Source organism: Paenibacillus sp. Paensp111 (genome assembly GCF_059492195.1).
In genome coordinates this window covers 3,261,442-3,275,465 of sequence record NZ_CP168527.1, presented here as the reverse complement: position 1 = coordinate 3,275,465, position 14,024 = coordinate 3,261,442, and the positions used below count along the sequence as shown (strand labels likewise).

Annotated in this window: 11 protein-coding genes; 10 read left to right on the top strand and 1 reads right to left on the bottom strand. The window is 50.6% G+C overall.

The genetic code is table 11. The features are described 5' to 3' along the window. Positions 1-174: 174 nt before the first annotated feature. From ACEN86_RS15290 to ACEN86_RS15260, 7 genes are all read left to right on the top strand, one after another. Complete coding sequence (locus ACEN86_RS15290; RefSeq protein ID WP_495631457.1) at positions 175-3,816, top strand: DNA polymerase III subunit alpha; 3,642 nt, start codon at positions 175-177, stop codon at positions 3,814-3,816. A 226-nt stretch (positions 3,817-4,042) separates the two neighbouring features. Next, a complete protein-coding gene (locus ACEN86_RS15285) occupies positions 4,043-4,231 on the top strand; it encodes a glutamate decarboxylase (protein ID WP_495631456.1) in 189 nt (62 codons plus the stop codon). A gap of 81 nt (positions 4,232-4,312) precedes the next feature. After that, a complete protein-coding gene (gene accD, locus ACEN86_RS15280) occupies positions 4,313-5,206 on the top strand; it encodes an acetyl-CoA carboxylase, carboxyltransferase subunit beta (RefSeq protein ID WP_495631455.1) in 894 nt (297 codons plus the stop codon). After that, positions 5,207-6,169 (top strand): acetyl-CoA carboxylase carboxyltransferase subunit alpha, encoded by a 963-nt coding sequence (locus tag ACEN86_RS15275; RefSeq protein ID WP_495631454.1) that lies wholly within the window; start codon positions 5,207-5,209, stop codon positions 6,167-6,169. It begins immediately after the preceding gene. Between the two features lie 141 nt (positions 6,170-6,310). Next, positions 6,311-7,732: a pyruvate kinase gene (pyk, locus tag ACEN86_RS15270; RefSeq protein ID WP_495631453.1), complete on the top strand. Its 1,422-nt coding sequence runs from the start codon at positions 6,311-6,313 to the stop codon at positions 7,730-7,732. Between the two features lie 116 nt (positions 7,733-7,848). Next, the gene (locus tag ACEN86_RS15265; RefSeq protein WP_495631452.1) at positions 7,849-8,352 is read left to right on the top strand and encodes an acyl-CoA thioesterase; all 504 of its coding nucleotides are present in this window, start codon (positions 7,849-7,851) and stop codon (positions 8,350-8,352) included. Positions 8,353-8,413: 61 nt separating this feature from the next. After that, entirely contained in the window at positions 8,414-8,806 is a 393-nt protein-coding gene (locus tag ACEN86_RS15260; protein ID WP_495631451.1) for an FxsA family protein, read from the top strand. Between the two features lie 69 nt (positions 8,807-8,875). On the opposite strand, the gene ytvI is transcribed toward ACEN86_RS15260, so the two are convergent. Next, positions 8,876-9,994, bottom strand: a complete 1,119-nt coding sequence (gene ytvI, locus ACEN86_RS15255) for a sporulation integral membrane protein YtvI (RefSeq protein WP_495631450.1) — start codon at positions 9,992-9,994, stop codon at positions 8,876-8,878. Positions 9,995-10,321: 327 nt separating this feature from the next. Here ytvI and ACEN86_RS15250 point away from each other — a divergent pair, with 327 nt between their 5' ends. From ACEN86_RS15250 to mdh, 3 genes are all read left to right on the top strand, one after another. Further along, positions 10,322-11,434: a citrate/2-methylcitrate synthase gene (locus ACEN86_RS15250; RefSeq protein ID WP_495631449.1), complete on the top strand. Its 1,113-nt coding sequence runs from the start codon at positions 10,322-10,324 to the stop codon at positions 11,432-11,434. Between the two features lie 121 nt (positions 11,435-11,555). After that, entirely contained in the window at positions 11,556-12,851 is a 1,296-nt protein-coding gene (gene icd, locus ACEN86_RS15245) for an NADP-dependent isocitrate dehydrogenase (protein WP_127199918.1), read from the top strand. A gap of 13 nt (positions 12,852-12,864) precedes the next feature. Then, a complete protein-coding gene (mdh, locus tag ACEN86_RS15240; RefSeq protein ID WP_495631448.1) occupies positions 12,865-13,806 on the top strand; it encodes a malate dehydrogenase in 942 nt (313 codons plus the stop codon). Positions 13,807-14,024: the final 218 nt, after the last annotated feature.

Genomic DNA, 14,024 nt, shown 5'->3' with positions numbered 1-14,024 from the left:
GCGCCTCACTTTCTTATATACATTCCGGCGGCCCTGTCCCAAGCTTCGCTTGTCCGGCCGCTCCTATACCATTGTATGGGCGCTTCGAAGCCGTCTATGATAAAATATTAATTATAAATATTATTTTTTTAAGAAGAGAACCCGCCCTGATGTGACGGAGGAAGGAACCTGCGTATGGACAACTTTGTTCACCTGCATGTGCATAGTGAATACAGCCTGCTGGATGGAGCGGCCAGAGTGGAAGATCTGGTCAAGACGGCCGCCGGCTATGGAATGAATGCACTTGCGCTTACCGATCATGGGGTGATGTATGGGGCAGTCCCCTTTTATAAATTATGTAAGGCCAACGGGATCAAGCCGATCCTGGGCTGCGAAGTGTATTTTACGGCAGGCTCACGCAAGGAACGGGGCAGCCGCAAGGATCAGCCGATTTATCATTTGATCCTGCTCGCGAAGAATATGACAGGCTATAAGAATCTGATGAAGCTGGTCTCGATCGGCCATTTGGAAGGCTTTCATTATAAACCGAGAATCGACTGGGAGGTTCTGAGTCAGTACAGCGAAGGGATCATCGCACTAAGCGCTTGTCTTGGAGGAGAAGTTCCTCAGCATCTGCTTCATGGAAGATATGAGGAGGCCAAGAGAGCGGCGCTTCGTTATAAATCCGCCTTTGGGGAAGATTTCTACCTGGAGCTTCAGGATCACGGACTGACTGAGCAGAAGAAGGTCAATCCGCTGCTTGTGCAGTTAGCTGAAGAGACGGGCGTCAGTCTGGTCGCTACGAATGATGTTCATTATTTGGAGAAGAAGGATGCCGAGGTCCAGGATGTGCTGATCTGTATCGGTACGGGAAAGACCGTGGAGGATGAAGAGCGGTTCAGAATTCCTACAGATCAGCTGTATCTAAAAGACGGACAGAACATGCAGACCTTGTTCCCGCATATCCCGGATGCGATTGCCAATACTGCGGTTATCGCGGATAAATGTAATCTTGAGCTTGAATTTGGGGGTCACATTCTTCCCGCCTATCAGCCGATTCCGGAAGGGAAGACGGCAGGAAGTTATCTGGCTGAGCTCTGCCGGGAAGGGCTGTCCGCCCGCTACAGCAGCTCTCCCCGCTGGACTGACGCGAAGCTTAAGAAAGAGCTGGAGGAACGGCTGGAGTATGAGCTGGGCGTGATTGAACGTATGGGGTTCTCCGATTATTTCCTGATCGTATGGGACTTCATTGCTTATGCGCACCGCACGGGAATTGCGACCGGACCGGGCCGCGGATCTTCAGCGGGCAGTCTGGTGGCTTATGTTCTCAAGATTACCGATGTGGATCCGATGAAATATCATTTGCTCTTCGAGCGCTTTCTGAATCCGGAGCGGGTGACCATGCCGGATATCGATATTGATTTCAGTGACGAACGGCGCGATGAGGTCATCGCCTACGTCGTTGACAAATACGGTACCGAGCATGTGGCCCAGATTATTACCTTCGGTACGATGGCGGCCCGTGCGGCGGTCAGGGATGTCGGAAGGGCCCTGAATGTGCCGTTCGGAGATGTGGATAAGGCGGCCAAGCTCATACCAGGAAGCATTGGGATCAGCATCCAGCGTGCTCTGGAGCTCAGTCCGGACCTGAAAGCGATGTATGAATCGCAGCCCCGGGTAAGAGGGCTTCTGGATATGGCCAGGAAGGTCGAAGGCATGCCGCGTCATGCCTCGACTCACGCCGCAGGTGTAGTCATCTCCCGTGATCCGCTGACCGATGCAGTTCCGCTGCAGGAAGGCAGCGAGACAACGGCGCTGACGCAGTACCCGATGGAGAGTCTGGAATCGATAGGTCTCTTGAAAATGGACTTTCTGGGGCTTCGCACCCTCTCGATCATTGAGCGATGTCTGCACTGGATTCAGGAGCAGACTGGAGAACAGCTGGATTTCCATCACATTGACGATCATGATCCCCTTACCTATGAGCTGCTTGGCCGCGGGGAGACGACCGGTGTGTTCCAGCTGGAATCCGCCGGGATGCGGCGTGTGCTCAGGGATCTGAAGCCTTCGGAATTTGAAGATATTATATCCGTTCTGGCACTCTATCGTCCCGGCCCAATGGAGTTCATTCCCAAATATATTGGCGGGAAGCACGGTCTTGTGGAAGTGGAATATCCCCATCCGGATCTTGAGCCGCTGCTCGCCGATACGTACGGAATTATTGTATATCAGGAACAGATTATGAAGATCGCCTCATCGATGGCCGGCTTCTCTCTCGGGGAAGCGGACCTGCTTCGCAGGGCCGTCTCGAAGAAGAAGCGGGAAGTGCTGGACGAGCAGCGGGAGCACTTCGTATCCGGCAGTCTGAAGCAAGGCTACACGGAGAAGGATGCCCATGCGGTCTACGATATGATCGTCCGTTTTGCGGACTATGGATTTCCGCGTGCGCATGCCGCCGCTTATGGCGTGCTGGCTTTCCAGACCGCCTATCTCAAGGCCCATTATCCCGTGCATTTCATGGCTTCCATGCTTACCGCGGTGATGGGGAGCCATAGGAAGGTAGCAGAGTATATCGTCGAATGCCGGAGAATGGAAATTAAGGTGCTGCCTCCTGACGTGAACTACAGCGGGGTGCTGTTCACTCCGCAGCCAGGAGACGAGCCTGGAGCTCCCGGGGTCATCCGGTTCGGCCTCGCGGCCATCAAGAACGTCGGTACCCAGGCGATGGAGAGCATTCTTCGCGTCCGCAAGGAGCGCCCCTTTGACAGCCTGCTGGACTTCTGCCGCCGGGTAGATCTCAGGGTGTGCAATAAGCGTGTTATTGAGTCTCTGATTCAGGGCGGCGCTTTCGATGCGCTTCCGGGTCACCGGGCGCAACTGCTCGCCATGCTGGATGAGACGGTTGAGGCCGCCCTCAAATGGCGTAAAGAGCGCGAGGATCTGCAGATCCAGCTGTTTGACTTCGTAGAGACACCCAACTGGGACATCGAGTATCCCGAGATTCCAAGGTTCAGCGCAGTACAGCAGCTGGATTTCGAGCGTGAGCTGCTTGGACTCTACCTGTCAGGCCACCCGCTGGATGATTATGATCATCTGCTGGATGCGGACGGCATCGACCGGCTGATGAATCTCGCCGAAGCCCCGGATGAGAGCAAGACGGTGGTGGCCGGAATGGTCGTATCGATCAAGACCATCACCACCAAGCAGGGTAAAGCGATGGCCTTCATGGAGCTGGAGGACCAGATCGAGCGCAGCGAGGTCGTGCTGTTCCCGGAAGTGTGGAACCGCAGCCGCGCCCTGATTGAGAAGGGCGCGCTGCTAGCCCTGCGTGCCACCGTGCAGCAGCAGGACGAGGGCTTCAAGCTGCTGGCCGACGAAGTCGCCCCGCTGAGCGAGGAAGCCCTCGGGCAGCTCCGGCGCAGCCAGCGCACGCGCGCCCCGCAGGGCACGCGTCAGCCGGGCGTGGCGCCGGCGCACGCACGCAGCAGCGCCGCAGCGGAGCCTGCGCGGCGCCCGGCACCTCCGCAGCCGCAGCGCAACAGCGCGGCAGCGGCAGGGCCCTCCGGAGCCGCTTCGGGGGCGCCGGGCAGTGCCGGGAAGACCCCTGCAGGGCAGCGGGTCTTCATCAAGATTGCGGCCGCGGCGGAGCACGCGGCCATGCTGGAGCAGCTGAAGGAGCTGCTCCAGCAGCACCCCGGGTCCATGACCACGGTGCTGTTCTATGAAAGCTCCCAGAAGCTGCTGGCGCTGAGCGATCGTTACCGGATCAAGCCCTCCCCTGAGCTGTTCCGCGAAATTGAGCGGCTGCTCGGTCCAGAGACAGTAAGAGTAAGGTGATTTTGGGTTATTTTACTAACTTTAGGATTGTCCGGTATATGCTGCTTTCAGGAATATCTCCCGGACAAGTCAACATAGAATGTTCATATATCAGGATATAGCGGTGGAAGCCTGTACACTCTGGCTCCGCCGCTTTCTCCCTCTGTTGCGGGAAAATTGAAGATTATGTTATCATTACTCTATTATACGGGCTCGAAATGAAGGTTAGGGGGCTTTGGAATAGGACATGTGGACAGTAATCTATATTGCGCCTACCGCAAGAATTGCGGACAGGATTAAGCATAAGCTTATGGAAGAAGGCTTTCTTGTCCAAACACGTCCTGTCAATTTATCCAAACAGCAGTTTGAAATTCTGGTACCTTCCGGAGAACTTGAAGAGGTACAAGAAGTATTGAATACCATCTTGCATCCATGAGATCAGGGTGAGCAGGATGATGCTATAGGATTAACTGTGCAAGACACGGCAGAGCAAATTAATGGCTGGAGAGGTGTAGTTGTGTTTAAAGACTTATTCCAGAAAAAAAGGAAGTACGCGACCCTTCCGTCAGAAAGACTTGGTCGTGACATGACCGCAGATCAGGGAAATCGCCCGAGGCGTGAGATTCCTGAAGGACTAATGAACAAATGCGGCAGCTGCGGTGCGATTCAGTACAGCAAAGAATTGGACAAGAATCTCAAGGTATGTCCTAACTGTGGTTACCATATGCGTCTTAACGCCATGGAACGGATTCGTTACCTTCTGGATGAAGGCAGTTTTGTGGAGTACGATGAGGATCTTGTGTCGGAAGACCCGCTTGGGTTCCCGGGTTATGCAACGAAGCTGGAGCAGCAGGCTCTCAAGTCAGGACTGCGTGAAGCTGTGGTAACCGGACAGGGCACGATATCAGAACTGCCCGTGATTGTGGCTGTAATGAGCTTTGACTTTTTCACCGGAAGTATGGGATCTGTTGTTGGGGAGAAGATTACCCGAGCTATTGAAGCTGCAACAGAAAGCCGACTTCCGCTTATTATTTTCTCCACTTCGGGCGGTGCCCGGATGCAGGAGAGCATACTCAGTCTTATGCAGATGGCGAAGACCAGTGCAGCACTCGCCCGTTTCAACGAACAGGGCGGTCTATATATCTCGGTGATTACGGATCCGACTACCGGAGGCGTTTCCGCCAGCTTTGCTATGCTTGGAGATATCATTATCGCCGAGCCGGGCGCCGTATTCGGCTTCGCGGGACGAATTGTCATCGAGCAGACCATCCGACAGAAGCTGCCGGATGACTTCCAGACAGCGGAATTCAATCTGCAGCACGGCCAGCTGGATATGGTGGTGCACCGCAAGGAAATGAAGAGTGTATTAGCCAAGCTGCTGGAGCTGCACACAGTGAAAGGAGGAGATTAAGTGGCGGGAGAAATGCCCTTTGAAACACCTCTGGTGGAGATGCGCAAGAAGATCGACGAGCTGAAGCAGTTCGGAGATGAGAAAGGGATTGATTTCAGTGATGAGATCACCCGTCTGGAAGAACGTTACCGCGAGCTCGAAGAGGGGATTTACAGTGCGATTTCCCCTTCTCAAAAAATGCATCTGGCAAGGAATCATCAGCGTCCGACGTCACTCGACTTCATTCAATTGATCTTCACGGATTTCATTGAACTGCATGGTGACCGGGTATTCGGGGATGATCTTGCCATTGTTGGCGGCATTGCCAAGCTGAACGAAACTCCTGTTACCGTTCTGGGTCAACAGCGCGGGAAGGACACCAAGGATAACATTGCCCGTTTCTTCGGCAGTCCCCATCCCGAAGGGTTCCGTAAAGCGCTGCGTCTGATGCAGCAGGCTGAGAAATTTGGCCGTCCAATCATCACCTTTATCGACACCAAAGGAGCTTATCCGGGAATTACGGCAGAAGAAAGAGGGCAGTCCGAAGCGATCGCCCGCAACCTGCGGGATATGGCTTCTCTTCGTGTGCCTGTCATCTGTGTGGTCATTGGTGAGGGAGGAAGCGGCGGTGCACTTGCTCTTGGCGTAGGCAACCGTGTACTGATGCTGGAGAATGCCATTTACTCTGCTATTTCGCCTAACGGGGCAGCGTCCATTCTGTGGAAGGATGCTTCCAAGGCTGATCAGGCGGCAGAAGCGATGAAGATCACGGCACAGGATCTGCTTGAGATGGAAGTGATTGAAGAGATAGTTCCTGAACCTAAAGGCGGAGCTCACAAAGATTATGAAGGAGCTGCCGAGAGCATCAAATTTTCAATTCTACGTCATCTGGATGAATTAAAGGTGAAATCTGCCGATGAACTCCGCGAAGAGCGCTATCAAAAGTTCCGGAAAATCGGGAAATTTAGCGTCGCCAAGAAATAAGGCAAATTTTATTATAGATTTGGTTCAGCTGGGTAATGATTTAATATGACAAAGTTCCTATACAAATTCTCAATTCTGTAGTAGATTTAATTGTTGGAAAAAGAAGATAAAGAGAGAAACCCTAAAACGGAGGAAACCCAAATGCGCAAAACGAAAATTGTATGTACTATCGGTCCTTCCAGTGAGTCTTTGGAGAACACGAAGAAACTGATTCTTGCCGGAATGAACGTAGCCCGTCTCAATTTCTCTCATGGAGATTTTGAAGAGCACGGTAACCGGATCAAGACGATTCGTCAAGCTAGCGAGGAGCTTGGAAAGTCTGTTGCTATTCTGCTGGATACTAAAGGTCCAGAGATCCGTACTGGTAAATTGGCCGTTGAGCCGATTGAATTGGTGCAGGACGAGTTCATCACTTTGACTACTGAAGAAATTCTTGGTGACAAGGACCGCATTTCAGTAACTTACAGTGAGCTTCCAAATGACGTTGAAGTAGGGTCCACAATTCTTATCGATGATGGTCTGATCGGTCTTACCGTTGTAGACATCCAAGGTACAGAGATCAAATGCCGCATTGTTAACGGCGGAACGATCAAGAGCAAGAAGGGTGTAAATGTACCAGGCGTACATATCTCCCTGCCGGGTATTACAGAGAAGGATGCGAACGATATTATTTTCGGTATCGAGCAAGGCATCGACTTTATCGCGGCTTCTTTCGTACGTAAAGCAAGTGACGTTCTTGAAATTCGTGAGCTTCTTGAGAAGCACAACGCGACTTATATTCAAATCATCTCCAAAATCGAGAACCAGCAGGGTGTCGATAACTTGGATGAAATATTGGAAGTGTCCGACGGTCTCATGGTAGCCCGTGGTGACCTCGGTGTTGAAATCCCGGCTGAAGATGTGCCATTGGCTCAGAAGACTATGATTGAGAAATGTAATCGCGTAGGCAAGCCGGTTATTACAGCAACTCAAATGCTGGATTCCATGCAGCGCAACCCTAGACCAACACGCGCAGAAGCAAGTGACGTGGCCAATGCGATCTTTGATGGTACGGATGCAATCATGTTGTCCGGTGAGACAGCTGCCGGTAAATATCCGGTTGAATCTGTTCTGACCATGTCCCGTATTGCGGAGAAGGCAGAATCTGCTCTCAAATACCGTGAAATTTTTGAGAAACAAAGCCATGCTCAGCAAACGACAGTAACAGAAGCGATCAGCCAAGCCGTAGCGAATTCAGCACTTGACCTGAATGCGAAGGCAATTATCACTTCAACCGAAACAGGATACACTGCTCGCATGGTATCCAAATATCGTCCGAAGTCCCCAATTATTGCGGTGACTACAGTTGACCAAACACTGCGTCGGCTTGCACTGGCATGGGGCGTGACTCCGGTTAAGGGCAAACAGGCTGCTTCTACAGACGAGCTGTTCGATTGCGCTATGAAGGGCGGAGTAGAGTCCGGTCTTGTTAAAGAGGGAGATCTCGTAGTTATCACTGCAGGTGTTCCACTGGGCCGTTCCGGTTCGACAAATCTGGTGAAAATCAGTCAAATCCAGGGCTAATCCCCTAATTTGGATTAGGAACTTACACAAAGCAATGGCAACCGGCAGCGGCGAACCATTGCTTTTTGTTATATAATAAATGACCAAATCCAAGAGAAATCAGACAGGAGAGCGAAATGGACACACAACATCGAGGCGAGGGAAGGAGCAGCGGCTGGTTCAAGGCAGAGCTCCGGGTGCGGTATCAGGAGACGGATCAGATGGCTGTCGTCTATCACAGTAACTATCTAGGCTGGTTCGAAATCGGAAGGACGGAGATGATTCGTCAGATGGGCTTCGACTACAGGGCCATTGAGCAGGAAGGTATTCTGCTGCCGGTGATTGATGCGAATCTGCAGTTCAAGCTGCCGGCCCGTTACGACGATCAGATTACGGTGTCCACCCGGGTAACGTCCTTCTCTCCGCTGCGGCTGGGCTACTCTTATGAAATAAGACGCCTCCTGCCCTCCGAGAAGGCGGCAGAAGAGGTTGTGCAGAGTTCTGGACTGCTGCCTGGTGAACTGCTCGTGAGTGGTTCTACAAGTCACGTCTGGGTCACCAGAGACTGGAAGCCGGCACGTCTGGATAAAAAGCTGCCAAAATTGTACAATGCTCTTGATAGTATATTATTAAGAGCATAGGCTTCAGAAATGGGATCGTACTCATGTAAGAAGTATGGCTTTCAGGAGAAGGAGCAATCTCATGCGCAAATGGGTATTCCTATGGGTTGTCGTACTGGTATTTATTGAAATCTGGGTCTATACCCAGGTTGGAGAGCGGATTGGCGTTGGCAAGACGTTATTTCTGACTCTGGCAACATCCATTATCGGTGGGCTTATGGTTCAATTTGAAGGCCGGAAGGTACTCGAATCGGTTAAAGGACAGATGAATAATGGACAGATTCCCGGCCGAACGGTAGTAGACGGACTGTGTATATTGATCGGGGGCCTGCTCCTGCTTGTTCCGGGATTTGTAACGGATGTCATAGGTTTTACAATGGTGTTTCCATTAACCCGGCCTTTGTATAAAATATTCTTAGTCAAATGGGTCGCCAAAAAGATGAAGGACGGGACCATCACGTTCTTTAGGCGCTAAGAGAAAAAGCCCTCAGCTTCTCGAATCGAGATAGCTGAGGGCTTTTATGTGAATTCTGATGAACAGAACTCAGTGGATTCGTCCATTTACAATATAATTTCGCAGATCCCGGAATACATTGGCCCGGTTCACAGCCGAAATCACCACAAAAGTGACGGGGCCAATAATAAGTCCCAGAACCCCAAAGAGCTTGAGTCCCACGAACATGCCGATCAGCGTAGGCAGCGGATCCAGACCCACACTGCTGGCCAGCACTTTGGGCTCAATTAATTGACGGGCAATTAATATGATTCCATAAAGTATGGAGAGACCAATACCAAGCCGGATATCTCCAGAGAGATAGGCATATACAAGCCAAGGTACCATAATCGTTCCAACCCCGAGATAAGGCAGAAGATCAACAAATCCGATTAACAAGGCAAAGGTAAATGCGGAGTCAACCCCCAGGATCAGCAGCCCGATGAGCACGATTACCGCCGTAATGGAGATCATGATGAACTGGGCACGCAGATAGCCGAACAGCGCTTTCTGTAGATCTCCCCAGACATCCTTCGCGGTCTTGCGGAACGGAAGCGGGACCCAGCCAGTCATGGTGCGCATATGACGTTCCCAGTTCTTGCTGATGAAGAACGTTGCCAGCATGACAACGATCAAGATGACACCCAGATTCGGGAGCGAGGTTAGCAGGTTCACAATTCCATTCAGAAAGCCGGTAACAATCCGGGTGACCATGGAACTGATCGTCTCCGTAGTCCGGTTAATATTCTGATTAATGGTATGCTGATAATCCGGATTGTTCTGGATGAACTTGTTAATCTCTCCGATGATATTCTGGATTCCATCACTTTGCGCCCAGTTGGTGAAGAAGGACTTCCACTTTTCAATATGCAGATCGAACGACTGGGTTAGATGAATCAATTCTTTCACCGAACGGGTAACCACTGCGGAGAGGATAATAAAGGCTCCGCCATAGTACACCAGAAGGCCCAGCGTAACGGCCAGCCATCTTGGCATTTTGACCTTTTTTTGAAGAAAACGGGTGAATGGATTCATAGCATAGGCAATGAGCCATGCAATCAGGAAGGGATATACCAGCGGTATAAGCCAGTAGAAGGCTAGTCCGATTAGAACTAGAACCGCAATGACCCAAATCCCTCGAAGCAATCTTTTGATCACGATATTGTCCAAGAAATCAATCTCCTCCCCAGCTTATTCTCATCTATTAATTATGTTATAGTATGCAGGAAAAGAACGTACAAAGGCAATAGAAGGACGATTCCCACCTGTTCTGAAACCGTTTCCAAAAAAATCTTTATGATTGCGATAAAACAATTTGATTTAGACAGTAGGCGCTAAGTTGTTCCCTTGCTCACCAAAATCCAGTATGATGAAATAAGGTTTCATCAGGTGTAACAACTATCATTGCACACCGCTACTCTTCCAATCTTTCAAAATGTAAATGTTTACATTGGCTTTATTCTGCCTTAATTATGTCCAATAAAGGAGAGATGTACTATGACAGCTACCAAAGGCCTGGAAGGTATTGTGGCTGCGACTTCTTCTATCAGTTCGATCGAAGATGGCGTGCTAGCTTACCGTGGAATTAATATCGATGAGCTCGCTCAGCATGCCAGTTTTGAAGAAGTGGCTTATTTGCTCTGGTATGGCAAGCTGCCGACGCAGTCTGAGCTTGATGCTTTGCAACAGCAACTCAGTGAATATGCTGCCATCCCTTCCGAGGTTGTGGAGCAGCTTAAGCTGTTTCCTAAGAATACGAATACCATGGCAGCACTTCGTACCGGTGTGTCTGCACTCGCCTTGTATGACGAGACTTCAGGCGATATCAGCCACGATTCTACCCAGGACAAAGCGATTAAGCTGCAAGCTCAGATTCCGACTCTTATTGCAGCGTTTGACCGTATCCGTAAAGGTCTTGAGCCGGTAGCACCCAAGCAGGGAGTAAGTCTGGCTTACAATTTCCTGTATATGCTGTCCGGTGAAGAGCCGGACGAGGTTGCTGTTAAAGCGCTGGACACGGCACTGGTCCTTCATGCGGATCACGAGCTTAATGCGTCTACTTTCTCTGCGCGGGTTACCGTGGCAACCCTGTCTGACATTTACTCCGGTGTGACTTCTGCGATCGGAACGTTGAAAGGGCCTCTGCATGGCGGTGCTAATGAAGCGGTTATGCAAATGCTTACAGAGATCGGAACTTTAGAAAAGACAGAAGAGTACATTCAGCAGAAGCTGGATAACAAAGACAAGATTATGGGCTTTGGCCACCGCGTATACAAGAATGGCGATCCGCGTGCCAAGCACCTGCAGCAGATGTCCAGAGAGCTGAGTGAACTGAAAGGCGACTCTTCGCTCTATGAAATGTCTGTCATGATCGAGTCCCTGGTTACTTCGCAAAAGGGCCTCAAGCCGAACGTAGACTTCTATTCAGCCTCTGTCTATACGCTTCTTGGGATCGAGAAAGATCTGTTCACCCCGATCTTTGCGATCAGCCGTCTATCCGGATGGACAGCCCACATTGTGGAGCAGCTGGACAACAATCGGATTATCCGTCCTCGTGCGGAGTATACGGGTCTTTACAATCAGAGATATATCCCGATTGAATTAAGATAGTCTGGCAAGTTATGATAGAATAAGCGGAAGAGGTGGGCCCGTCAGCTTTAGCGGTCGTCCCCCTCTTCATGTATGAATACCGTATACGGACCCTATAATTGTTAAGGAGGAACATGTAATTATGCCGAACTTTGAGAAATTCAACCTGCCTACCGAAGGTGATAAAATCGAAATTCAAGACGGTAAGCTTAATGTGCCTAACCGTCCTATTATCCCATTTATCGAAGGTGACGGTACAGGCCGCGACATCTGGAAAGCATCCGTACGTGTTCTAGATGCTGCTGTAGAGAAAGCGTACAGTGGAGAGAAGAAGATTGCATGGTATGAAGTCTTCGCTGGAGAGAAAGCGTTCAATACATACGGCGAGTGGCTTCCTGCGGATACGCTTACAGCGATTCGTGAATATATCGTAGCTATCAAAGGACCTTTGACTACGCCAATCGGCGGAGGTATCCGATCCCTTAACGTAGCTCTGCGCCAAGAGCTGGATCTGTACGTGTGTCTTCGTCCTGTGCGCTACTTCGACGGCGTACCTTCCCCAGTGAAGCGTCCGGAGCTTGTGGATATGGTTATTTTCCGGGAGAACACCGAAGATATCTATGCAGGTATTGAATATCAAGAGGGTACTGAGGAAGTGAAGAAAGTTCTCTCCTTCCTGCAGAATGAGATGGGCGTTAAGAAGATCCGCTTCCCGGAGACTTCCGGTATCGGCATCAAGCCTGTATCCGAAGAAGGCTCCAAGCGTCTGGTTCGTGCAGCCGTACAATATGCCATTGATCATGGACGCAAGAGCGTAACGCTCGTTCACAAGGGCAATATCATGAAGTTCACAGAAGGTGCCTTCAAGAACTGGGGTTATGAAGTAGCTGAGCAGGAGTTCGGCGATAAAGTGTTCACTTGGGCACAGTATGACCAGATCAAGGAACAATCCGGTGCGGATGCGGCTAACGCGGCTCAGAAGGAAGCTTTGGATGCAGGCAAAATCCTGATCAAGGATGCAATTGCTGACATTGCTCTGCAGCAAGTACTTACCCGTCCGACTGACTTTGATGTTATCGCAACCCTGAACCTGAACGGGGACTATCTGTCCGACGCTTTGGCAGCTCAGGTTGGCGGTATCGGTATTGCACCAGGCGCGAACATCAACTATTTGACAGGTCATGCGATCTTCGAAGCTACCCATGGTACAGCACCTAAATATGCTGATCTTGACGTAGTTAACCCGGGTTCGGTTATCTTGTCCGGCGTTATGCTGCTTGAGCACCTTGGCTGGCAGGAAGCGGCTGACTTGATCTATAAAGGTCTCGAGACCTCCATCAATAACAAGACCGTTACTTATGACTTTGCCCGTCTGATGGAAGGCGCAACCGAAGTGAAATGCTCCGAGTTCGCGGATCAAGTTATTAAAAATATGTAGGAGGCTATCTATAGTGGGAATTCAACGCAAAAAAATTACTGTGGTTGGCGCCGGGTTTACGGGTGCGACTACCGCTTTGATGCTTGCGCAAAAGGAACTTGGTGATGTTGTCCTGCTTGACATCCCACAACTTGAGAACCCAACTAAAGGTAAGGCTCTGGACATGCTCGAAGCAAGCCCCGTTCAAGGCTTCGACAGCAGCATTATAGGTACTTCAAGCTACGAGGATGCTGCGGGATCTGACATTGTGATTATTACGGCGGGAATTGCCCGGAAGCCGGGTATGAGCCGGGATGATCTCGTGAGTACCAATGCGGGAATTGTGGCTTCTGTCTGTGAGAATGTGAAGAAGTACTGCCCTGATTCCATCGTAATTATATTAAGCAATCCGGTTGATGCGATGACTTATGCGGCCTACCAGGCGCTGGGCTTCCCGAAGAATCGGGTAATCGGTCAGTCTGGAGTGCTTGATACGGCGCGTTACTGCACCTTTATCGCTCAAGAGCTTAATGTATCTGTAGAGGATGTTCGAGGCTTCGTTCTGGGTGGTCATGGGGATGACATGGTGCCCCTGGTACGCTACTCCAGCGTAGGCGGAATTCCTATCGATACGCTGATTCCGCAGGACCGTATTGATGCGATCGTCCAGCGTACCCGCGTAGGCGGAGGGGAGATCGTTAACCTGCTAGGGAACGGAAGTGCCTATTATGCCCCGGCGGCCTCCCTTGTTCAGATGGCGGAAGCTGTCTTGAAGGATAAGAAGCGGATTATTCCGGTTATCGCACTGCTGGAAGGCGAATACGGATATAATGATCTGTTCCTCGGAGTCCCGGCGGTACTGGGTGGCAGCGGGATTGAGAGATTATTCGAGCTTGAGTTAACAGCTGAGGAGAAAGCGGCTCTTGATAAATCCGCTGAATCCGTGCGAAGTGTAATCAAGGTGGTTCAAGGTTAAATTAACTTGGTTTGCAGCATGCAGCTAACTGAAAAAACCGGCCTTTACCTGCGAAATGCAGGGGAAAGGCCGGTTTTCTTGTATAAAGACTTGTTTTCGCTCATAAATTAGCCAAATTACCCGGAATGCGCCTGCTTTCCTTTTCTTTAGTCAAAATTATGGATATAATAGATTGTAATTAATCTAAATAATGAAAGGTGGTTCATTTGTGACATACG